This window comes from Streptomyces sp. DvalAA-43 (assembly GCF_900091725.1).
In the GTDB taxonomy this organism is placed as follows: domain Bacteria; phylum Actinomycetota; class Actinomycetes; order Streptomycetales; family Streptomycetaceae; genus Streptomyces; species Streptomyces pulveraceus.
The window spans coordinates 44,598-66,219 of record NZ_FMBW01000076.1; the positions used below are offsets into that span (position 1 = coordinate 44,598).

The 21,622-nt window shown below is 72.6% G+C and carries 19 protein-coding genes and 1 pseudogene; 10 read left to right on the forward strand and 10 right to left on the reverse strand.

Features of this window, described 5'->3' with window-relative positions:
* Positions 1 to 73: 73 nt before the first annotated feature.
* From GA0115234_RS32470 to GA0115234_RS32480, 3 genes are all read left to right on the forward strand, one after another.
* Positions 74 to 1,447 carry an SWIM zinc finger family protein gene (locus GA0115234_RS32470; RefSeq protein ID WP_093548890.1) on the forward strand — a complete coding sequence of 458 codons (1,374 nt, stop codon included), beginning with the start codon at positions 74 to 76 and terminating at the stop codon, positions 1,445 to 1,447.
* Positions 1,444 to 4,098, forward strand: coding sequence for a DUF7824 domain-containing protein (locus GA0115234_RS32475; protein ID WP_093548892.1), 2,655 nt, complete (start codon positions 1,444 to 1,446; stop codon positions 4,096 to 4,098). The genes GA0115234_RS32470 and GA0115234_RS32475 overlap by 4 nt, the downstream gene beginning before the upstream one ends.
* A gap of 210 nt (positions 4,099 to 4,308) precedes the next feature.
* On the forward strand, positions 4,309 to 5,763 hold the full coding sequence (locus GA0115234_RS32480) for a GNAT family N-acetyltransferase (RefSeq protein WP_202554400.1): 1,455 nt from the start codon (positions 4,309 to 4,311) through the stop codon (positions 5,761 to 5,763).
* Here the strand turns inward: GA0115234_RS32480 and GA0115234_RS32485 are convergent.
* Entirely contained in the window at positions 5,699 to 7,012 is a 1,314-nt protein-coding gene (locus GA0115234_RS32485; protein ID WP_093548896.1) for a trans-sulfuration enzyme family protein, read from the reverse strand. The two genes, GA0115234_RS32480 and GA0115234_RS32485, sit on opposite strands and share 65 nt — an antisense overlap.
* A gap of 59 nt (positions 7,013 to 7,071) precedes the next feature.
* On the opposite strand from GA0115234_RS32485, the gene GA0115234_RS32490 reads away from it, so the two are divergent.
* Entirely contained in the window at positions 7,072 to 7,569 is a 498-nt protein-coding gene (locus tag GA0115234_RS32490; protein WP_093548898.1) for an Lrp/AsnC family transcriptional regulator, read from the forward strand.
* A 48-nt stretch (positions 7,570 to 7,617) separates the two neighbouring features.
* A complete protein-coding gene (locus GA0115234_RS32495; protein ID WP_093548973.1) occupies positions 7,618 to 9,303 on the forward strand; it encodes a DUF885 domain-containing protein in 1,686 nt (561 codons plus the stop codon).
* A 110-nt stretch (positions 9,304 to 9,413) separates the two neighbouring features.
* Here the strand turns inward: GA0115234_RS32495 and GA0115234_RS32500 are convergent, their stop codons facing one another.
* Positions 9,414 to 9,902, reverse strand: a complete 489-nt coding sequence (locus tag GA0115234_RS32500; protein ID WP_093548900.1) for a rhodanese-like domain-containing protein — start codon at positions 9,900 to 9,902, stop codon at positions 9,414 to 9,416.
* A 94-nt stretch (positions 9,903 to 9,996) separates the two neighbouring features.
* Here GA0115234_RS32500 and GA0115234_RS32505 point away from each other — a divergent pair, with 94 nt between their 5' ends.
* Positions 9,997 to 10,443 carry an Lrp/AsnC family transcriptional regulator gene (locus GA0115234_RS32505; protein WP_093548902.1) on the forward strand — a complete coding sequence of 149 codons (447 nt, stop codon included), beginning with the start codon at positions 9,997 to 9,999 and terminating at the stop codon, positions 10,441 to 10,443.
* Here GA0115234_RS32505 and GA0115234_RS32510 read toward each other — a convergent pair.
* From GA0115234_RS32510 to GA0115234_RS32520, 3 genes are all read right to left on the reverse strand, one after another.
* Positions 10,433 to 13,597, reverse strand: coding sequence for an AAA family ATPase (locus tag GA0115234_RS32510; protein WP_093548904.1), 3,165 nt, complete (start codon positions 13,595 to 13,597; stop codon positions 10,433 to 10,435). The genes GA0115234_RS32505 and GA0115234_RS32510 overlap by 11 nt on opposite strands.
* Positions 13,594 to 14,760, reverse strand: coding sequence for an exonuclease SbcCD subunit D (locus tag GA0115234_RS32515; RefSeq protein ID WP_093548906.1), 1,167 nt, complete (start codon positions 14,758 to 14,760; stop codon positions 13,594 to 13,596). The genes GA0115234_RS32510 and GA0115234_RS32515 overlap by 4 nt, the downstream gene beginning before the upstream one ends.
* Positions 14,761 to 14,980: 220 nt before the next feature.
* Complete coding sequence (locus tag GA0115234_RS32520; protein ID WP_093548908.1) at positions 14,981 to 15,607, reverse strand: YigZ family protein; 627 nt, start codon at positions 15,605 to 15,607, stop codon at positions 14,981 to 14,983.
* A 59-nt stretch (positions 15,608 to 15,666) separates the two neighbouring features.
* On the opposite strand from GA0115234_RS32520, the gene GA0115234_RS32525 reads away from it, so the two are divergent.
* Complete coding sequence (locus GA0115234_RS32525) at positions 15,667 to 16,077, forward strand: CoA-binding protein (RefSeq protein WP_093548975.1); 411 nt, start codon at positions 15,667 to 15,669, stop codon at positions 16,075 to 16,077.
* A gap of 79 nt (positions 16,078 to 16,156) precedes the next feature.
* Positions 16,157 to 17,008 carry an aminoglycoside N(3)-acetyltransferase gene (locus tag GA0115234_RS32530; RefSeq protein ID WP_256088880.1) on the forward strand — a complete coding sequence of 284 codons (852 nt, stop codon included), beginning with the start codon at positions 16,157 to 16,159 and terminating at the stop codon, positions 17,006 to 17,008.
* A gap of 28 nt (positions 17,009 to 17,036) precedes the next feature.
* Here the strand turns inward: GA0115234_RS32530 and GA0115234_RS32535 are convergent, their stop codons facing one another.
* Together GA0115234_RS32535 and GA0115234_RS32540 are read right to left on the reverse strand one after the other, a co-directional pair.
* Positions 17,037 to 17,597: a YbaK/EbsC family protein gene (locus tag GA0115234_RS32535; protein ID WP_093548910.1), complete on the reverse strand. Its 561-nt coding sequence runs from the start codon at positions 17,595 to 17,597 to the stop codon at positions 17,037 to 17,039.
* Positions 17,598 to 17,670: 73 nt separating this feature from the next.
* The gene (locus tag GA0115234_RS32540) at positions 17,671 to 18,243 is read right to left on the reverse strand and encodes a helix-turn-helix domain-containing protein (protein ID WP_093548912.1); all 573 of its coding nucleotides are present in this window, start codon (positions 18,241 to 18,243) and stop codon (positions 17,671 to 17,673) included.
* 93 nt (positions 18,244 to 18,336) lie between these two features.
* Between GA0115234_RS32540 and GA0115234_RS32545 the strand changes: the two are divergent.
* A pseudogene (locus GA0115234_RS32545) lies at positions 18,337 to 18,723 on the forward strand (EamA family transporter); the annotation flags it as partial.
* Between the two features lie 28 nt (positions 18,724 to 18,751).
* Here GA0115234_RS32545 and GA0115234_RS32550 read toward each other — a convergent pair.
* The gene (locus GA0115234_RS32550; protein ID WP_093548979.1) at positions 18,752 to 19,507 is read right to left on the reverse strand and encodes an acyltransferase; all 756 of its coding nucleotides are present in this window, start codon (positions 19,505 to 19,507) and stop codon (positions 18,752 to 18,754) included.
* 181 nt (positions 19,508 to 19,688) lie between these two features.
* Here GA0115234_RS32550 and GA0115234_RS32555 point away from each other — a divergent pair, with 181 nt between their 5' ends.
* Positions 19,689 to 20,219, forward strand: a complete 531-nt coding sequence (locus GA0115234_RS32555) for a gamma carbonic anhydrase family protein (RefSeq protein ID WP_093548914.1) — start codon at positions 19,689 to 19,691, stop codon at positions 20,217 to 20,219.
* 80 nt (positions 20,220 to 20,299) lie between these two features.
* On the opposite strand, the gene GA0115234_RS32560 is transcribed toward GA0115234_RS32555, so the two are convergent.
* Positions 20,300 to 20,959 carry a DedA family protein gene (locus GA0115234_RS32560; protein WP_093548916.1) on the reverse strand — a complete coding sequence of 220 codons (660 nt, stop codon included), beginning with the start codon at positions 20,957 to 20,959 and terminating at the stop codon, positions 20,300 to 20,302.
* Positions 20,960 to 21,117: 158 nt separating this feature from the next.
* Complete coding sequence (locus GA0115234_RS32565) at positions 21,118 to 21,555, reverse strand: DUF4442 domain-containing protein (RefSeq protein WP_093548918.1); 438 nt, start codon at positions 21,553 to 21,555, stop codon at positions 21,118 to 21,120.
* Positions 21,556 to 21,622: the final 67 nt, after the last annotated feature.

Below are 21,622 nucleotides of genomic sequence, written 5' to 3' on the forward strand. Positions count from 1 at the left end.
ACCACCGCCCCGCGATCGGTCCCCGGACAGTCGCCGGGGACCGATTGTCAGTGGTGGGTTCTACGGTTTTTCCATGACCCGATCCGTTCAGGCACTGGCCTACGCACGCCCGTCCTCCCTGGAGTCCTCGCAGGCGGGGCCGCTTCTCGGTCTGGAGACCGCCGGTGGCCTCACACCGCGCGGCGCCGAGCCCCACCCCCGGTTCTTCTCCGGCTTCCTCACGTCGCCGGATGTCGCGGCCCGGGGGCTGCTGGCCGTGGCGGACGTGGCGTCCACGCGCTACTACCAGCGCACCCTGCCCTCGTCGCTCGACCCGGTGGTGACGGGCAACGGTGACCGTCTGCGCTTCGAGTCCTTCTCCGGCTGCTGCGGGGTGTACGCACGCCTCGATGTGCTCCAGGAGGGTCTGGACGGTGCACGGACGGGTCACGGCACCACGAATGTGGACGTCAACAATCCGCTGCGGGAGGCGCTCTCGCGAATAGCGGGCGACGATCCGCTGCATCTGCGGGTGGGCCCGGACGAGATGGCCGTCACCACGCTGGACGGTCCGGTCGTGGAGAAGAAGGTGCCGCTGCCCGACCGGTGGCTGCGCGGCTTCGCCGAGGCACAAGTGGCGTCCGCCGGCTTCGATCTGCGGGCCGAACTGCCGGCCGCCGAGGCCGTCCGGTTCCTCCGTTCGCTACCGCGTTCGTCGGGGGGTTCCTCGCGGGGCGCCCGGTGGGTGGTGCCCGCCGGCAAGACGCTCCGTCCGACGACCCGGCCGGTGGCGGGGGCCGTGTGCCTGCCGGGTCCCGAGCGGCTGGCCGCACTGCAACGGGTGCTGCGTCATGCCACGTCGCTACGGGTGTACGGGCCGGTCACCGACGGGGCGGCGACCGCGAGCGCCTGGGAGGTCGTACTGCCGGGCATGCGTCTCACCCTGACGCTCTCGCCCGATGCCTCCCGCGGCTTCTCGGGCGAGGGCGGGGTGCTCGACGCGCTGGCCACCGACGACGCCGCGGCCGACGCGGAGCTGGTGTCGGTGCTGCTGGCCTGGGAGCCGCGGATCGACACCGCCGACCTCGCCGAGCAGTCCGGTCTCACGGTGGAGCGGATACGGGCGGCGCTCATCCGGCTGGGCACGGCGGGCCGGGTCGGCTACGACCTCGCCGACGCGGCCTACTTCCACCGCGAGCTGCCGTACGACGCCGACCGGGCCGAACGGCACAACCCGCGCCTGGTGGCGGCCCGGCAGCTGGCCGACTCGGGTGCGGTCGTGTGCGACGGGGACGTGGCGGCCGTGGCCTCGGGAGAGCGCCGCTATCAGGTGAGGGAGAGGGACGGAATGCTGAGCTGCACCTGTCAGTGGTGGGTCGACCACCGAGGACGGCGGGGCCCGTGCAAGCACGCCCTGGCCGTCCGGATGGTCCGTCGCGGAATCCAGCTCGCCGGAGGTGTGCGATGAAGGAACTGCTCACCGCCGTCCGGGAATCACGCACCCACGAAGTGCCGGCGCTGCTGGCCGGGATGGACCGGGCGGAACGCAGAGCGGCGCTGGTCGAACTGAAGGCCCTCCGGAAGGAAATGCGGGGCTGGCACTGGGAGAAGCAGAGCAAGATCGCCAAGGCCCTGCTGGTGGCCGGTGCGGGGTGCCACACGGGCGCCGCGGGGTGCGCCACCTGGATCGGCGGCCGTGATCTGACCGGTTGGCACCGCTCGCCCGTCCCCCTGATCCTCGCGGCCCTGGCGGACCGCGAACCGGACTGGCTCGGTGATGTCGCGCATCGGCTGGCGGCCCGGCCCGCGACGGCGGAGACCACGTACGAGCTGATCTCCGGGCTGGTGAAGAAGGCGCAGTGTCCCGTGCCCACGACGGAGGGCTTCGTGCGGGGCTGGGCCAATGAGGTCACCATGGGGCAGTGGCAGCAGCGGCGCAGGAAGCCACTCGTCGAGGTGCTCCGCGCCGACCCGTACGCGGCGGCACTCCTGCCGCGCATCTTCGAGGTGCCGGAGCTGCCGCCGCAGATGCTCTGGACCGACCAGCCGGACGATCCGTGTCGGTGGGGCAGCACGCTGGCCGCTCTCCCGGCGGAAGGACTGCTGGACCGGTCGGTGCTCGTCGACGGCTGCGTGACCCGGCTGCTGCGTGGCGGCAGGTCCAGCGAGCTGCGCTTCTTCCTCACCATTCTGGGCGAGCTCGGTCTGACCGAGCAGGAGGAGGCGGAGCGGCTCCCGGACTGGATCGGGATGGCCGCCGACGGCATCTCCACCGTGGCCGGTCACGCCCAGGGGGTGCTCACCCGGCTGGACGGGCGCGGTGGGCTCTCCGTGCGGGCTCTGGCGGATGTCTCGGCGTCGGTGCTGTTCCGCACCGAGAAGAAGCTGGTCCGGTCCCAGCTCGTGCTGCTCGGCAAGGTGCTGCGCCGCGATCCGTCGGCGACCGACGAACTGCTGCCCGTCGTCGCGGGCGCGTTCGAGCACGAGGACATCGACATCCAGGAGCGGGCGCTCAAGCTCGTGGGCCGGCATCTGCCCGCCGCCGGAGCCCCGGTCCGGGAAGAACTCGCCCGGTCGGCCGCGCTGCTGGGGCCGGCGCACCGCGCGATGGTGGCCGAGGTGTTCGGTGGTCCGGCGGCCGGGCCGTCACGGACGGAGGAGTACGAGGAGCTGCTGCCCCCGGCGCCGGTCCCCCGGCTTCTCGACCCGGCGCCCGCGACGCTGTCCGAGCTGGTCGAGGACGTGGTGGTCCTGACGAGATCGACGGCTCCGGACGTCACCGTCTTCGAGCGGGCACTGGACGGGCTGGTGCGCCATGCCCGGCTGGACCGGTCCGCGTTGACCGACGCCTTGCGTGAGACGCTGGCGGGCGAGTGGTGGCTCGACGGCGAATCGCAGGCGCCGATCGAGCGGCAGTTTCGTTCGGAGACGGGGATCGGACTCGTCGCGGCCACGCTGCTCGGACAGGTGTCGGCACAGGCGTTGCAGGAGGGACGTGCTTCCTGGACCGGCACGGGGACCTGCGTCCACGCCGCGCTGGAGGGAGTCCTGAGGGCCCGGCTGTGGGAGGCGGCCGACGCGGTGCTGACCGGCGATGCCCCGTTCCTGCTGGCCCTCCCCACCTGGCACACCGGCTCGCTGGACCCGGCCGTGCTGGTCGAGCGGCTGCGCGCGTATCAGCTACTCGGGATCCGGCCCGGCGAGGCCGATTTCGCCCAGGCCCTGCTGCGTGTGCGTCGCGGCGACCAGCACGAGGCCATGGCGGCGGCCGCACTGCTCGGCACCCCTGAGGGGGACCGGTTGGCGGCATGGCTGCGGGCCGACGAGCCACTCGCCCAGGTGCATCCCTTCGATCTGGAGACGAAGACCCGCAATGGGCAGACGGTCGTCCGGTCGCACCGTCTCCTGATGGCCAGCCGCGAACGCCCGTTCATCCAGGACGAATTCCCCCGGTCCTTCCATTGGCTGGGTCGGCGGCAGATTCCGGCACATCGCCTCTGCTACCACTGGGGCGGCCACCCGGAGCAGTGGACCGCCACCCTGCCCGAGGACGCCGAGACGCTGGCCGCCTGGCTGCTGCCGAGCGTCGCGGCCGGCGCGATCGACGAGCTACGGGACACTCTCCGGCCGCTCACGCTGCTGGCCGAACTCGACGCGCACGCGGGCGAGGCCGTTCATCTGACGGTGGCGTACGGTCTGGGGTCCCGGTATGCGGAGGACCGGTTGTCGGCGGTGGACGCCTTGCTGATGCTCGCCGCCCGTGGGCGACTGGACGCGGCACAGCTCGGCGAGCAGTTGGCAAGTCTCCTCGGCCACGGTCTGATCAAGCCCAGCCGGCTTGCGGATTCCGCCCGTACCGCCACTGCCACCGGCGCGTACCGGACGATGCTGTCCGTACTGACCGGTGTGCTGCCGGGGCTGCTGGTACACGAGAAGGCACCTCGCGGGGTGAGCGACCTGCTCTCCGTGGCCGCCGAATGCGTCGAACACTGCGGCACCGCGGAGGCCGAGCGGATACCCGGGCTCGCCGAGACGGCCGTACGCGGCGGGACTTCGCAGCTGGTCCGTCAGGCGAGACGCCTGGCGGACGCCTGGGAGCGGAGTGCGGAACAGGCGTAACGCTCCGGAGCGCCGCCTGAGTGCCCCGGAACGTGCCGGAGCGCCCCTGAATACCCGTGGGCGAAGGCTCTCGGCGGATGGAATCAATGGCCGAAATCCACAGGAAAGGGATCAGATTCGCACTTAACCCATCGGTCACAGGGCGTTCGTGGTCAGGCAACAACGCTCGGTCAGAGTGAATCCATGACTGACAGGGCTGACAGGACTGACATGACTGATGTGACTGATGTGACATCCAAGAAGACCACCCGCCACTCCCACCACTGGCGGCGGGACGTGACCGAGCTGGCCGCGCTGTTCACCGCGGTCGCGGTGGCCGACGCCGTCGCGAACCTGATCGGGCACCAGCCGGACGGACCGTACCTGCTGATCGCCTCGGCCGTGGCCCTGGCGGTGACGGCCGCGTTCCACACCTGGTGGGCACGGAGGCACAGCCACGCCCCGCCGCCGACCGGTACCGGCTTCCCCGCCGAGGAGGACGGCGACGGCGCGGTGCCCGACCGCCACGCCGATGCCGCCACGACCGCGCCGGTGAGTACGCCCGCCGGCGCGGGTCCGGCCCCGTCTCCCGGGGACACGGTGCTGTGGCGGGTGCGGACCACGGTGCGGGACGCCCCCGGCAGCCTGGCGGCGCTGTGCGGTGCCCTGGCCCGGCACCGGGTCGACATCCTCACCCTGCAGACGCACCCGCTGGCCGAGGGCACGGTCGACGAGTTCCTGCTGCGTGCGCCCGCCCCGCTCTCGGCCCAGCAGCTGAGCCGGGCGATCTCCGCCGCCGGGGGCGGCTCGACCTGGATCGAGCGGGCCGACGCACACGATCTGGTCGACGCCCCGACCCGTGTCCTGGGCCTCGCCACCCGCACCGCCCTGGACGCCGCCGAGCTCCCGCTCGCCCTGCGACAACTGCTCGGCCGCTGCACCATCCACTCGCTGCCCGGCGTCTCGGTCACCGGCCGGGAGACCGGCGAGACCGCGCCTGTCGAAGGAGCGCTGGAGGAGACGGTGATGCGGCTGCGCGACCCGTCCGGGGGTGCCATCACGATCGAGCGGCCCCATCTCCCGTTCACACCGACCGAGTTCGCCCGAGCGCGTGCCCTGGTCGAGCTCGATGCCCGGCTCGGTCCCCGTGTCCCGCGCGGCGAGCATGTGCTCACCCTGCCCGAGGGCAACGAGATCACCGTGCGCCGCGCGGACCACAGCGACCTCCGGGCCGCACGCGCGATGCACGACCGCTGCTCCGACCGGACCCTCCGGCTGCGTTACCACGGGCCGGTCCACGACGCCGACCGCTATCTGGACCACCTGCTCAGCCCCCGCTTCGGCCGCACGCTGGCCGTGCAGACCGCCTCGGGCCGGCTGGTCGCCCTCGGCCATCTCCTCTGGGACGGCGACGAGACCGAGGTCGCCCTCCTCGTCGAGGACGACTGGCAGCGCCGCGGGATCGGCTCCGAACTCCTGAGCCGCCTGGTGGCACTCGCCGTCGAGGCGGGCTGCGAGAGCGTGTACGCCGTCACCCAGTCCTCCAACACCGGCATGGTCGCGGCCATGCGCGCGCTGTCCCTGCCGCTCGACTACCAGATCGAGGAGGGCACCCTGGTCATCACCGCCCGGCTGGGTGCGGCACCGGTGCGCTCGCTGCCCCCGTACGAGGAGGCCGGTCGCTGATTCCCGCCGCCGAGGCCCCGTCCACCGAGGCCCCGCCCACGGGGACCTCGCGCGTCGAAGCCCCGGCCGCGTCGGTGTCCCGTTCGGGCTCCTGCGAGCTCAGCGCACGGCACAGATCGGCCCACAGGTCCTCGACGTCCTCCAGACCGACCGACATGCGCAGCAGCCGGTCCCCGACGCCGGCGGCCCGCCGGTCTCCCTCGGCCACGATGCGATGGCTGATGGAGGCCGGATGCTGGATCAGGGTGTCCACGCTGCCGAGGCTCACCGCGGGTGTGATGAGCCGCACGGCCGAGATCACCCGGTGCGGGTCCCCGTACACCTCGAACGAGACCATGGCGCCGCCCAGTCCCGGGTAGTGGACCCTGGCGATACGCGGATCGGCGGCCAGTCTGCGGGACAGTTCGGCGGCGCTCGCGGACGCCGCCCGCACCCGTACCGGAAGCGTGGCCAATCCGCGCAGCAGCAGATATCCGGCCATCGGGTGCAGCACCCCGCCGGTGGCGAAACGGACCTGCCGCAGTCGGGCCGCGAACTCCTCGTCGCAGGCGACGACCCCGCCCATCACATCACCGTGCCCGCCGAGGTACTTGGTGGCGCTGTGCAGCACGATCCGGGCGCCGTGCTCGACGGGCCGCTGCAGCACCGGAGTGGCGAAGGTGTTGTCGACGAGCAGCGGCACGGATCCGCAGGACTGCGCGATCGCGCGGATGTCGACCTCGGCGAGGGTCGGGTTGGCGGGCGTCTCCACCATCACCAGACCGGTGTCCGGACGGATCGCCTCCGCGATGCCCGCCGGGTCGGTCCAGGTCACCTCCGTACCCAGCAGCCCCGCGCCGAGCAGGTGATCGCTGCAGCCGTAGAGCGGCCGGACAGCGACCACATGGCGCAGCCCCATGCTCGCGCGGGCCAGCAGCACGGCGGTGAGCGCCGCCATTCCGCTGGCGAACGACACGGCGCTCTCGGTCCCTTCGAGCCGGGCGAGTGCGGTCTCGAACCGGGCCGTCGTCGGGTTGTCCAACCGTGCGTAGACGGGCGGCCCTTCGAGTCTGGCGCCGGTGGTGGCGAAGCCGTCGATCCGCTCCGCCTCTCCTCTTGAGTCGTACGAGGGGTAGGTGGTGGACAGGTCGATCGGCGGGGTGTGCAGTCCGAGGGCGGCGAGATCGTCGCGGCCCGCGTGCACGGCTTCGGTGGCCAGCGCCCTGGACCGGGATGTGGTCGGGGGCGCCGTCGAGAATTCGGTGTCCATGCCAACACTCTGAACAAGCACCGGACTCTGGGGATCATCTCCCGTGCTACGTTCGGCAGATGGCCGATTCCGTCGCTCTTGATCCGGTGGATCTGCACATTCTGCGACTGCTGCAGAACGATGCCCGGACCACCTACCGCGAGCTGGCCGCCGAGGTCGGTGTCGCACCGTCGACCTGCCTGGACCGGGTGACCAGACTGCGGCGCTCGGGCGTCATTCTCGGCCACCAGTTGCGGCTGGACCCGGCGCGGCTCGGCCGCGGCCTGGAGGCGCTGCTCTCCGTGCAGGTCCGGCCGCACCGCAGAGAGCTCATCGGGCCGTTCGTCGAACGCATCAGGACGCTGCCGGAGTCCCGTGCGCTGTTCCATCTGACCGGACCCGACGACTATCTGGTCCATGTCGCGGTCACGGACACGGCCGATCTGCAACGCCTCGTGCTGGACGAATTCACCTCGCGCCGTGAGGTGGCGCGGGTCGAGACCAGGCTGATCTTCCAGCAGTGGGAGTGCGGCCCGCTGCTGCCGCCGTCCGCAGAATCGGCGGAGTCGGGCCACTGAGGCCGAATGATGATGACGCGGAAGCCCCCGCCGTACGAAGATGTCCACATGTCAGACACTTCCAGCAGCGCGCTGCCCCGCCAGATCGCCGACACCTACGTCGAGGCATTCATCGAACTCGACCCGGTCACCGGCACATATCTCGGAGTCGCGGAGAGCTCGCGCCGCCTTCCCGACTTCTCCCCCGCCGGACAGAAGGCCCTCGCCGAGCTGGCCCGCACCACCCTCGCCCAACTCGATGCCGCCGAGCGGCTGCCCGGCGCGGACAGCGACGCCGAGCGCCGCTGCGGCCGCCTTCTGCGCGAGCGGCTCACGGCCGAACTCGCCGTTCATGACGCCGGTGAGGGGCTGCGCACGGTCTCCAATCTGGCCTCCCCGGCGCACAGCATCCGTGAGGTGTTCACGGTGACTCCGACCGCGACCGACGAGGACTGGGCGGCGGTCGTGGACCGGCTGCGCGCGGTGCCCGCCGCGCTGGAGGGCTACCGCGAGTCCCTCGCGCTCGGTCTGGACCGCAAGCTCTTCGGCGGTCCGCGCGCCACCGCCACCTTCATCGGCCAGCTCGACGAGTGGGCCGGAGACAGCGGTCCGGGCTTCTTCCAGGAGTTCGTGGCCGCCGGACCCGAGGGGCTGCGGGCCGATCTGGACGACGGCGCCCGGCAGGCCACGGAGTCGGTCGCGGCCCTTCGCGACTGGATGCGCGATGTGTACGCCCCCGCGATCGAGGGTGCGCCGGACACGGTGGGCCGCGAGCGCTACGCCCGCTGGTCGCGCTACTTCAACGGCACCGACCTGGACCTCGACGAGGCGTACGCGTACGGCTGGTCCGAGTACCACCGGCTGCTCGCCGAGATGCGGACCGAGGCCGAGAAGGTGCTGCCCGGCGCCGGTCCCTGGGAGGCGCTGGCCCATCTCGATGTGCACGGCAAGCACATCGAGGGCGTCGACGAGGCCCAGGCCTGGCTGCAGGGCCTGATGGACGAGGCCATCGAGGCACTCGACGGCACGCACTTCGAACTCGCCGAGCGGGTACGGAAGGTGGAGTCCCGGATCGCACCGCCCGGCGGCGCCGCGGCCCCCTATTACACGGGCCCGTCCGAGGACTTCTCGCGCCCCGGCCGCACCTGGCTGCCCACCATGGGCGAGACCCGCTTCCCGGTCTACGACCTGGTCTCCACCTGGTACCACGAGGGCGTGCCCGGTCACCACCTGCAGATCGCGCAGTGGACACATGTCGCCGACAGCCTCTCCCGCTACCAGGCGTCGATCGGCATGGTCAGCGCCAACGCCGAGGGCTGGGCGCTGTACGCGGAGCGGCTCATGGACGAGCTGGGCTTCCTGCCGGACGCGGAGCGTCGCCTCGGCTATCTGGACGCGCAGATGATGCGGGCCTGCCGGGTGATCGTGGACATCGGCATGCACGCCGAGATGGAGATCCCGGCGGACTCCCCGTTCCACCCGGGCGAGCGGTGGACCCCTGATCTGGCCCAGGAGTTCTTCGGCAACCACAGCGGCCGCCCGGCCGACTTCGTGGAGAGCGAACTGACCCGTTACCTCTCGATGCCGGGACAGGCCATCGGCTACAAGCTGGGCGAGCGCGCCTGGCTGCTGGGCCGGGAGAACGCCCGCAAGGCGCACGGCGACGCGTTCGACGCCAAGGCCTGGCACATGGCCGCCCTTTCCCAGGGGCCGCTCGGACTCGACGATCTCGTCGACGAGCTGTCCCGGCTCTGACCGGACACCCCGCGCGGCACCACGGCGACCGGGCCCGGTTCACACCGTGAGCCCGGCCGCCGGACACGTCCGCGGCCGGAACGCCCGGCCGGTCACCACGGCCGGGACGGTCAGCAGCCGCAGTCGGCGGAGCCGGCCGGTGCGGTGAGCGGGTCCGGGCCGCGCCGCTCGCGCCCCTCCCGGGTCTCGAACTCGAAGCCCTCGCGGACCCAGTACTCGAAGCCGCCGAGCATCTCCTTGACGTGGTAGCCGAGTTCGGCGAGGGCGAGCGCGGCACGCGCCGCGCCGTTGCAGCCGGGCCCCCAGCAGTACGTGACCACGGGGACCGCCGGGTCGAGAAGGTTCCCGGCCCGCTCGGCGACGGCCGCCGTCGGCAGGTGGACCGCGCCGGGGACGCGCCCCTGGTCCCAGGACTCGGTGGAGCGCGCGTCGAGGAGCACGAAGCCCGGGTCGCCGTCGGCCGCGAACGCGACGGCGACGTCGGAGACATCCGTGTGGAAGGCGAGCGAGGCACCGAAGTGTGCGGCGGCCGCCGCCGGTGAGGCCGGCGGGACGCGGAGGACGGAATGGGGCGCGGTGGAGGTGGGCTGCGATGTCATGTCCAGAAATCTATGGTCGGTGATCCACTCCCGGAAGACGAGATCCCTGGCACACCGCTTGATCCGCCGGGGATTTCCCTGTTGTCTCCCGGGTATGACCGACTATTCCCCGGACGCCACCGACTGGCGCATCCTCGATGTCCTGCAACGCGAGGGGCGTGCGTCCTTCGCCGAGCTGGCGCGCGCGGTGGCGATGTCCCCGAGCGCCGTGACCGAGCGGGTGCGCAGGCTGGAGGAGGCAGGGGTGATCAGCGGCTACGCCGCGGTGGTCGACCCGGAGCGGCTCGGGCTGCCGATCCTCGCCCTGGTACGGCTGCGCTATCCGAACGGCCACTACAAGCCGTTCCACGATCTGCTCGACACGACACCGGAGATCGTGGAGGCCCACCACGTCACCGGTGACGACTGCTTCGTGCTGAAGGTCACCGCCCGCTCGATGCGTCATCTGGAGGAGGTCTCGGGCAGGATCGGCACCCTCGGTTCGGTGACCACCAGCGTCGTCTACTCCTCGCCGCTCCCCCGTCGCGCCATCAGCCGCTGAACGCGCCGGTGGTGCGGTGCCGTACCGCGGATCCGTGGCGTTCCTTCACCACTTCGAGCTGTGCGGGAATGCGGCGGCGCAGGTCGGCGACATGGCTGACGATGCCGACGCTGCGGTCCCGTTCGCGCAGGGAGTCCAGTACGTCGAGCACCTCGTCGAGGGTCTGGTCGTCCAGGCTGCCGAAGCCCTCGTCGATGAAGAGGGTGTCCAGCCGTACACCACCCGCCTCGTCGGTGACGACATCGGCGAGGCCGAGTGCCAGGGCGAGCGAGGCGAAGAACGTCTCGCCGCCCGAGAGTGTGGCCGTGTCGCGCTCGCGGCCGGTCCAGGCATCGACGACATGCAGCCCCAGGCCCGATCTGCGGCCTCCGGTGCGGGCGTCGGAGTGGACCAGCGTGTAGCGGCCGGACGACATGCGCTGGAGCCGCGCGGTGGCCGCGGCGGCGACCTGTTCCAGCCGGGCGGCGAGCACATACGACTCCAGCCGCATCTTGCGTTCGTTGTCCACGGAGGTGCCCGCGGTGAGCCCGGCCAGCCGTGCCACCCGGTCGTACTCCTCGCGCAGGGGGCCGAGTCCGCGCACCTCGTCCGCGGCACCGCGCGAGAGCCTGCCGAGTTCGGTGCAGCGTTCGCGCGCGGCGGCCAGCGCTGCGGAGGCGTCACGCAGCAGCCTCTCGGCCGTGTCGTACGCGGCCCGCGCGGCCTCGACCGCGGCCCGCGGACGGTCGGCGGCGGCCCTGCTCTCCGTCTCCGCCAGCCGGTCGGCCACCGCCGCGGCCTCGGACTGCCAGGCGTCGACGATCCGCTGGAGTTCACGCTGGGCGGCCTCGTCGAGGAGGGTGTCGGCGGCGGCCTGCGGGGTGTCGAACCCGGCCCGGAACGCGGCATCCGCGAGCCGGTCGTCGGCCTCCTTGCGGCGCCGCGCGGCCGCCTCCTCCTCACGTACCGCGTCGGCGGCCGCGGCGAGCAGCGCGACCCGGCGTTCCAGCAGCGCGGCGTGTTCGGCCACGCTGCCCGCCTCGCCCCGGGCTGCCACCAGATCGGCTTCCAGCGCAGCCTGTTCGCGGTCCAGGCCCTCGCGCTGGGAGGTGCGGGCCGCGGCCCGGCGTTCGGCGAGCCGGCGCCCGTCGAGCCGTTCGGCCTGTTCCCGCTCGGCGGCCGCGAGTGCCTCACGCGCGGCGTGCATCCCGGCCGCGGTGCGGTGGGCCTCGGCGTGCAGGCCCGCCAACCGGTCGACGAGCGTGGCGAGTTGGGCGACGGTGGGGTCGGCGTCGGGCCCGGTGCCGATCGGGCCGACGGCCGCCTCACCCGTCCCGGCGGGCAACGGCGCCCCGGCCGATCCGGCGGCCGCGCTCCCGGTCAGGCAGCCGGACGTGGCGGGATCCGCGGCATCGGCCCCGCCCCTCGGCTGCGGCACCGCCGACCGGGCGGCCGCACGGGCCGCCGTGTGCTGCTCGCGTACGGCCCCGAGCTCCCGGTCGGCCCGGCTGCGCGCCTCCTCGGCGCGCCGGTAGCTGTCGAGGGCCCTCTCCTCGGCGGCTTTGTCGACATGTCCCTCGGCGGCGCGGGCCGGCCGGGGGTGGTCGGCCGAGCCGCAGACCTTGCAGTCCGCCCCGTCCACCAGCTCAGCCGCCAGTTCCGCCGCGATGTCCCGCAGGCGCCGTTCGCGCAGCTCCAGCCATGTCTCATGGGCTTCGGCGGTCCGCTCGCGGGCCGTGGTCAGCCGTTCGGCGGCGGCCGACACCTGGGCGGCGAGCGCGTCGCGGCGGCGGGCCGCGTCCAGCCGCGCACGGGCGGGCTCCAGCCGGCCGGCGAGCTGTTCGGCGCGGGTGGCGGCCTCCTGGGCCGCCTCGATACGGGCCCGCAGGCCGTCGCGGGTGGACTCCCAGTCGGCCAGCCAGCCCTCCGCCTCGCGGATCAGCTCGTCGTCGGCCCTGGCCTGGCGCTCCAGTACGGCCCGCTCGGTGTCGATCTGTGCGCTGCGCCGCTCGGCACGCCGTGCGGCGTCGAGCCCGCCGAGCTCCTGGCGGAGCCGTCGCTCCAGCTCCGCCAGCTGTTCGGCACCGGCGTCGGCCAGGGTGCCGGGCAGCACCGCGCGGGCGTGGTCACGGGCCCGGCAGGCCGTGCGGTAGGCGCGTTCGGCCTCCTCGCACAGCTCCAGGGCGGGCGCGACGAGGTCCGCCTTGCGGGCCCGTGCGAGGCGTTCGTGGTGCCGGTCGTGTGCGGGGCGGCGGGCTTCGAGTGCGTCGGCGCGGCGCCGCGTCTCCTCGTACCGCTGCTGGAGTGCGGCGAGTTCGCGTTCACGGTCGAGGGCCAGGCGGGCGGCCGACTGGCGGCCCTCGGCCATGGCCAGGACACAGGCGGCGATGTCGAGCCGTTCGCGGGCGCCGCTGCGGGCCGTCGCGGCCCACTCCAGCACGCTCTCGGCGAGACCCGGGTCGCCGGGCTGGAGGTCGGGGAGCGGGGATTCGCCCGCGGCGGGGCCGGCGGCCTGGGCGATCCGCTGGGCCACCGCGAGAACTCGCTCGTCCCCGGCCCTGACCTTGGTCTCGGCGGCACGGCGCAGTTCGGCCAGGCGGTCCTCGACGGCGGCGAAGCGGTGGGTGTCGAAGAGCCTGCCGAGGAGTCTGCCGCGGGCCTCGGCATCGGCGCGCAGGAAGCGTGCGAAGTCGCCCTGCGGCAGGAGCACCACTTGGCAGAACTGCTCCCGGCTCATCCCGACGAGCTGGGTGATCTCCTCGCCGATCTCCTGGTGCGAACGGCTGAGCGGCCGCCAGCCGTCGTCGGGGTCGTACTCGCGCAGCCGGCTCTGGGCCTTCTCCGTCGTGAAGCCGCTGCCCTTCTTCTTGGGGCGGGGCTGTGCGGGGCTCCGGGTGATGTCGAGGCGCCGGCCGCCGACGGTCAGTTCCAGGCCGACCTCGGTGGCGAGGTCCGCCGGGGCGTGGTCGCTGCGCAGGGAGGTGCCGGGGCTCTGGCGGGCGCCGGGCACCGCGCCGTAGAGGGCGTAGCAGACCGCGTCGAGGACCGAGGTCTTCCCGGCGCCGGTCGGCCCGTGCAGCAGGAAGAGCCCGGCCGACGAGAGGGCGTCGAAGTCGATCTCCTGGGTGGTGCCGAACGGCCCGAAGGCGGTGACGGTGAGCCGGTGGAGTCTCAACGGTTCACCTCGCGCACGCCGTCGTCCACCCGGACGTGGTCGAAGGCGCCGCGCAGCACCGTTCGTTCCTGTTCGTCGGCTGCGGAGCCGCCGCGCACATGGGCCACGAAGTCCTCGGCGATCTGCTGGTCGTCGCGCCCCCTGAGGCGCTGCGCGTACGAGGCGAGCGGGTCGTCGGGGGCGCGGTCGGGCTCGAAGACGAGGCTGAGCGTGTGCGGGAACCGCTCGACAAGCCGGGCCATCGGCTCGACCGGGCGCACCGGGTCGGTCAGGGTGGCCTCGATCCAGGACTCCCGGTGCCGCTCCAGCGCGGGGTCGTCGACCAGCTCGTCGAGACGTCCGCGGAGTCTGGCCAGGGGGCGGGGTACCGGGCAGTCGACGCGTTCGGCGGCGACCGTGCCCGAGGCGTCGAGGTCGATCAGCCACATCGTCTTGCGGTGGGTGACCTCGGAGAAGGAGTACGCGAGCGGCGAGCCCGAGTAGCGGACGCGTTCGGTGACCGTCTGGCAGCCGTGGAGATGGCCGAGGGCCACGTAGTCGACGCCGTCGAACACCCCGGCGGGTACGGCGGCCACCCCGCCGACGGTGATGTCGCGCTCGCTGTCGCTGGGCTCGCCGCCCGCGACGAAGGCGTGGGCGAGCACCACGGAGCGGGTGCTGTCCGGGCGTGCCGCCAGATCCGCGCGCACCCGCTCCATGGCGGCGGTGAGCACTGCTTCGTGTCCCGGCCGCTCCGCCTTGAGGACGTCCTTCACCAGGGCCGGTTCCAGGTAGGGCAGTCCGTAGAACGCCACCTCGCCGTGCGCGTCCCGCAGGACGACGGGGGTGGCGCAGTCGGCGGGGTCGGTCCGCAGGTGGATCCCGGCGCGCCCGATCAGTCCCGCGCCGACGCCCAGCCTGCGCGCCGAGTCGTGGTTCCCGGAGATCATCACGGTGGGCACGCCTACGGCGGCGAGCCGGTGCAGCGCGCCGTCGAAGAGCTCGACGGCGGACAGCGGCGGAACGGCCCTGTCGTACACATCACCCGCGACGAGTACCGCGTCCACCTCGTGCTCGCGCACCGTCGCCACCAGGTGGTCCAGATAGGCGGCCTGGGCTTCGAGCAGGGAGACCCGGTGGAAGGAGCGCCCCAGGTGCCAGTCCGATGTGTGCAGAATTCTCAAGACCCGGCTCCGACCCGCATTGTCCTCTTCCTCCGCCCCCGGGGCTCCTGCCCGCCGCGCACCGCTTTCGCGCCGTGCCGTCACGGAGCGCGGTTGTCGGCTCCTGCCACGTCGGCGGCGGTGAGTCCCTCTCTTCTCACCCACCACAGTCTCGCATCACCGCCGACCACGTCCGGGCCTTCGGCCCGACGATGGATCCGCGTCCCGTCGGCGGGTCCGGTCAGGCGTCCCCGTACGCCTCGCCGCCCAGTTCCAGCTCGGCCTCGCCCGCCGTCGCGTCGGCCAGCCAGGCGCGGAAGGACTCGACGTCGGCGTCCGGCAGCCCGATCTCGATGACGACGGCCTCCGCGTAGCGGACCTCGCGCACACGACGGCCGGTGGCGCGAAGGTCGTTCTCCAGCTTGCCCGCGCGTTGGTGGCCGATGGTGATCGTGGCGAGGCGGAACCGTTGCCGGGTGAGGGTGCCGAGCTCGTCGAGGGCCTCGCCGACCGCTCCCCCATAGGCCCTGATCAGTCCGCCGGCTCCGAGCTTGACGCCGCCGTAGTAGCGGGTGACGACGGCGACGACGTAGCGCATCTCACGGCGCATCAGCATCTGGAGCATGGGGACGCCCGCGGTGCCGCCGGGTTCCCCGTCGTCGCTCGCCTTCTGCACGGAGGCGTCGGCGCCGATCACATAGGCGAAGCAGTTGTGGGTGGCGGTCGGGTGTTCCCGGCGGATGCGTGCGACGAACTCCTGCGCCTCCTGCTCGGTGGCGGCGGGGGCGAGCGCGCAGATGAAGCGCGATCGGTTGATCTCGGTCTCGTGCACACCCGCTCGGGCGACTGTCCGGTACTGCTCCTGCATCCGGCCACCCTATGCCCCCGCACGGGAATGGCCGGGGGCCGCCGTCCGTTGTGCGGATCATGTACGCAGACGAAGAGACGATCCGCCGGATCCTCCGGGACAGCGGCGACACCTGGGCCGTGGTCGGCCTGTCCACCAACCGCTCGCGTGCGGCCTACGGCGTCGCCGAGGTGCTCCAGCGCTTCGGCAAGCGGGTGGTCCCGGTCCATCCGAAGGCGGAGCGGGTGCACGGCGAGGACGGATACGCCTCGCTGGCCGACATACCGTTCCCGGTCGATGTGGTGGACGTCTTCGTCAACAGCGAGCTGGCGGGCTCGGTGGCCGACGAGGCGGTCGCGGCGGGTGCCAGGGCCGTCTGGTTCCAGCTCGGGGTGGTCGACCCGGCGGCATACGACCGCACACGTGCGGCGGGGCTGGACATGGTCATGGACCGGTGCCCCGCCGTCGAGATCCCGGCGCTGGACCGATAGGGCCGGTGGACGTACCCGCGTCCCTCGGCCGGATGTGCGTGGTGTCGCACCCGTCGTCCGGCTGGGAGAATGGCCCGCTGTGACTACTACGACCGCACCGACCGCCGTCCACTGCCGGAGCGGGCTCGCGGGGCAGCTGTCCGGGCTCGGCGTGGAGCGCGGCGGTGTCCTTCTGGTGCACGCCTCGATGCGCGCGGTGGGCCCCGTGAGCGGTGGGGTCCGTGCGGTGGTCGGTGCGTTGCGGAACGCCCTCGGAGAGCGCGGCACGCTCGTCGTCCCGGTCTTCACGCCGGAGAATTCCGATACGTCACCGCACTACCGCGACCGGGTGCGCGGCCTCGACGACCGGGCGCGGGAGGCCGTGCGGGCGAGCATGCCGCCCTTCGACCCGGCGGTCTCGCCCGCACCGTCGATGGGCCGCCTCGCGGAGGCGGTGCGGCTCAGTGACGGCGCGGCGCGCAGCGACCACCCGCAGACGTCCTTCGCCGCGCTCGGCCCGACGGCCCGGAAGCTGATGGCGGGTCACCGCCCCGACTGCCATCTCGGCGAGGACTCGCCCCTGGCCCGCCTCTACGATCTGCGCGCCCAGGTGCTCCTGCTGGGCACCGGATTCGACACCTGCACCGCGTTCCATCTCGGCGAGTACCGGGTGCCCGCCCCGCCTCGCCGCAGCTACCGGTGCGTGGTGACGGCCGGGGGCCGCCGCCAGTGGTGGGAGTACGAGGACGTCGCGCTGGACGACGGCGACTTCTCGGCCCTGGGTGCGGACTTCGCCCGTACGGACGACGGCGGGACCGTACGCACCGGTCCGGTGGGCTCGTCGACGAGCCGTCTCTTCCGGATCACCGACGCCGTCGACTTCGCCACGGGCTGGCTGGCTTCTCACCGGGTCGGCGCGCAGGTCCGGGCCCTCTGCCACTCCCCCGGCTGAGCGCTCCGGCCCCCCGGCGGTCGCCGTCTCAGCCCCGGAGGCCCAGTCCCTCGACGGTCACCGCGCCCGGCAGTGCCGCCAGCGCCTTGCCCGGGACGATCAGCTTGCCGCGTCGGCTGCCGCTGCCGATGAGTACCCACTCCTCGTCGACGACGGCGGGATCGAGCAGCAGGGGCCAGGAGACGGGGAGGCCGATGGGGGTGATGCCGCCGTACTCCATACCGGTCTCGCCGACCGCCGTGTCCATCGGGGCGAACGATGCCTTGCGGGCGCCCAGTTGCCTGCGGACCGCGCCGTTCACATCGACGCGGGAGTGCGACAGCACGACGCAGGCCGCGAGCGTCACCTCGCCGCCGCGCTTGCCCGCCACGACGACGCAGTTGGCCGACCGGTTCAGCAGGTCGGCCCCGTGGTGCTCGACGAAGACGGCCGTGTCGGCGATGTCCGGATCCGTGTCGACATGGATGATCTGCTCGGAGGGGAATCCGCCCCACCCCGCGGTCACGGCCGCGGCGACGGGGTCGGTGAGCAGGTCGAGGCGGTCGGACGCCGGAGCTGCGTTGTCGAAGGAGCCGATGGGAGCGCGCATGCGCCCACGCTAACAGCGGCAGGTGGCACTCCCGGGGCCTTCGGCGGGCCGTCTCACCGTACGGGCGGGATTCTCACCGTACGGGTGGGATGGAGACCGCCATGGTGATCTCGGCGGGCTCGGCGCCGTCGTTGCGGTAGGCGTGCGGGTGATGCGCGTCGAACGAGGCGGAGCCGCCGGCCGGGACGGCGTACGGGGTGCCGTCGACGACCAGGGTGAGCTCGCCCGCGGTGACGTGGAGCAGTTCGACGGTGCCCTCGGGATGCGGGTCGGAGGCACTGCTGTCGCCGGGCATCAGGCGCCAGGACCAGAGTTCGAGCGGCCCTCGTGCCTCCGTTCCGACGTGCAGGGTGGTGGAACTGCCCGCGCCGGTGGACCACATGCGCACCGCCTGGCTCTCGGGCACCAGCCGGACCGGGGAGCCCTGCTCGTGGTCGAGCAGCGTGGTGATGCTGATGCCCAGCGCGTCGGCGAGCTTGACCGTGGTGCCGACGCTCGGGTTGGTGCGGGCCTGTTCGATCTGGATGATCATGCCGCGGCTGACTCCGGCACGGGCGGCGAGAACGTCCAGGGTGAAGCCGCGTTCCCCCCGCCAGCGCTTGAGATTGCGTGCCAGCGACTGTGTGAGCTGATCGAGGTCAGACACATTCCGTCCAATATTTTGGATGACAGGGTCAAAAATACTGCACTACGGTGCGGTGCACCCAACCGTTCATCGCACTGTACTTCGAGGCATGCCATGAGAGCACTGTTCGCGCCGGCCACCAGCCCGCTCTGGGGGCTGGCCGACGTCGGCGGCGGACTGCTCGCCCGGCGCATGCCCGCACTCACCGTGGTCGTCGTCCCGCAGGCCGTCGCGGCCGCGGTGCTGGGTGTCGTGGTGATCACGACCGGCGGCTGGAGCGAGGCGGGCCCGCAGCTGTGGTTCGCCGTCGCGGCGGGCGTCGTCGGACCGGTCGCGATGCTGTGCTTCTACAAGGCCCTGCCGCTCGGCCCGATGGGCATGGTCTCCCCGCTCGGCTCGCCGGGCGTCGCCGTGCCGGTGGGTGTCGGGCTCCTCCTCGGGGAGCGGCCAGGGCTGCCGCAGTTCGCGGGGGTCGGGATCGCCCTGGTGGGCACGGTGCTGCTCGCGACCGGATGAGGCCGGGCCATGGTCACTCGGCGGGCGGGGCCGCCGTCTCGCCCGCTTCCGCCAGGGCCAGCAGCTGCTCGGGCGTGACACCCGTCGGGATCGGCACCGGAGCAGGGGTGCGCAGCGGCGGCTGCCAGCCCTTCTCGGCGTCCCAGCTGCGCACGACGCGGGCGGGGGCACCGGCCACCACCGCGTGGTCGGGCACCTCTCCCCGTACCACCGCCCCCGCGGCGACCACCACATTGCGCCCGAGCGTGGCCCCCGGGAGGATCACCGCTCCGGTGCCGATCCAGCAGCCCGGCCCGATGGCGACCGGCTCCATGCGGGGCCACTGCCGGCCGACCGGCTCGTGCGGGTCGTCGTAACTGTGGTTCGTCGACGTGATGTAGACGTACGGCCCGCAGTACGTGTCCGGGCCGATCGTCACCGTGGTGTCGGCGACCACGTGGCTGCCGCGGCCGAGCACCACCCCGTCCCCCAGGGTCAGGATCGGATCGGGGCCGAGGTCCAGGTCGGGCATGAGCCCGGCCGTCAGGGTGACCTGCTCTCCGATCACACAGTGCGAGCCGAGTTCGATCCACCGCTCCCCGAAGACCGTGCCCTGCGGAAAGGCCAGCCGGGTACCCGGCCCGATCCGGCCGAAGCGCAGCGCGCCGGGGCGGTCCGCGGTCACCGCGCCCGACTCCTGCACCCAGCGCCAGCCGCGGTGGACGGCCCGGGACAGGGCGCGCCGCCGCCAGGCGGCAAGGGAAGAGAACGTGTTCCTGTTCGTCGGCACTCGCTCACGGTAGTCGGGGGCGACCGGCCCGATCACCGCGACGACCTGTGATGTTCACCCCACTCGGCCACGGTCCACCGGCCTTCGCATACCGTTCCCCTGACGCGATCGAACAGCCGCGGCCGGCTGCCGGGACCGGACGACCACGGCCGCACGACACCTGGGCACGGAGGAACGCGCGATGGCGGAGCAGGCGTTGATCACGGGAATGGGCGGCAAGGAGCCGGACATCGACGAGGATGCCTTCACGGCACCGACCTCGGTCGTCATCGGTGAGGTCACGATGGCCCCGGGCTCCAGCCTCTGGTACCACGCCGTACTGCGCGCCGACTGCGGCCCGATCGTGATCGGGGCCGACAGCAATATCCAGGACAACTGCAGCGTCCATGTCGACCCCGGGTTCACCGTCACGGTCGGTGAGCGCGTCTCGGTCGGGCACAACGCCGTGCTCCACGGCTGCACCATCGAGGACGACGTCCTCGTCGGCATGGGATCCACCGTCCTCAACGGCGCCCGCATCGGCGCCGGTTCACTGATCGCGGCGCAGGCGCTGGTCCCGCAGGGGATGCAGGTGCCCCCGGGCTCGCTGGTCGCCGGTGTCCCCGCCAAGGTCAAGCGGCAGCTGACCGAGGAGGAGCTCGAAGGCATCAAGTTCAACGCGGTGGGTTACGTGGAGCTGGCCAAGGCGCACCGCCAGGCCCACGAGGCCTGAGCGGGGCCGGGAGAGCGCGGAAGCGGGCGCCGGGCGGCTCTCCATGCGCCCGGCGCCCGCGGCGTACCGTCCCCGTCCGGTCAGTCGGCGGCCGGTACCGCCGTCGGCTCGGGCACGGAGTCGCCCGAGCCCCGCGCCGCCGCCTTCTTGGCCCGGTTCTTCACGATCAGCATCGAGGCGACACCGATCAGCACCGCTGCCACCAGGCCGAGATAGGAGAACCGCTTGAGCCAGGCCTCGGCTACGACTCCCACCGTGTAGATGACGGCCGTGGTGCCGCCCGCCCAGACGATGCCGCCGAGCACATTGGCGATCAGGAACCTCCAGTACGGCATGTGCAGTACGCCCGCGAGGGGACCGGCGAAGATCCTCAGCAGCGCCACGAAGCGGCCGAAGAACACCGCCCACATGCCCCACTTCTGGAACGAGCGCTCCGCCATCCCGATCTGGCTCTCACCGAAGTGCCTGGGGAACTTCCCGCCCAGCCAGGCCAGCATCGGCCGGCCGCCCTTGCGGCCGATGGCGTATCCGATCGAGTCGCCGACGACCGCTCCGGCGGAGGCGCAGGCGCCGAGGATCCACGGGTTGATTCCGTCGTGCCCGGCGGCCAGGAGCGCCGCACTGATCAGAACGATCTCGCCCGGCAGCGGAATACCGAGGCTCTCCAGCCCGATGACCACGCCCACCAGGGCATAGACGCTGACCGCGGGGATGGTCTCCAGCCATTCCTGGATGTGCAACGCCGGTTCCTCCGAAACTGATGTGAGTTGCCCGCCGGGCAACTCCTCGGCGCACGGCGGGAAGCCTACCTGCCCCGCCAGCTGCCCGAACAGTGCGAAAAGCCGCCACGCGCCCTCTCGTTGGGGTGCGTGGCGGCTCTCGGTGGAACCGGCCGGGATCAGGCGTTGGGGCGCAGCGTCCAGACGACCGTCATCTCGCCGGTCACCGCGCCGTCCTCGCGCCGGATCTCGATGGCGACGGGGAACTCCGGCCGCTCGCCCGCGTCGAGCTCGGCGATGACCTCGGCCACCGGGCGGCCGAGCGTGGCCGTCGCGGTGACGACGCCCTTGGCCAGCTTCTTGTAGCCGATCTCCGCCTTCACCGCCAGCGGCACGGCGCGCGACAGCTGGTCGCCGAAGGCGGCGATGACGATCGCTCCGCTCGCCGATTCGGCCAGCGTGAACATCGCTCCGGCGTGCGGTCCGCCGATGTGGTTGTGGTATTCGGCCTGGTCCGGCAGGCGGACCACCGCGCGGTCGGCGGTCGTCTCCAGGAACTCGAGATTGAGGGTCCGGGCCATCGGGACCGTCGCGACGAGCATCTCGCCGACGGTCATCTGTTCAGCGCTCATGACCAGATGTTACTCACGGGTAGAGATTCTTGACCATCCCCGGCGCCCATCC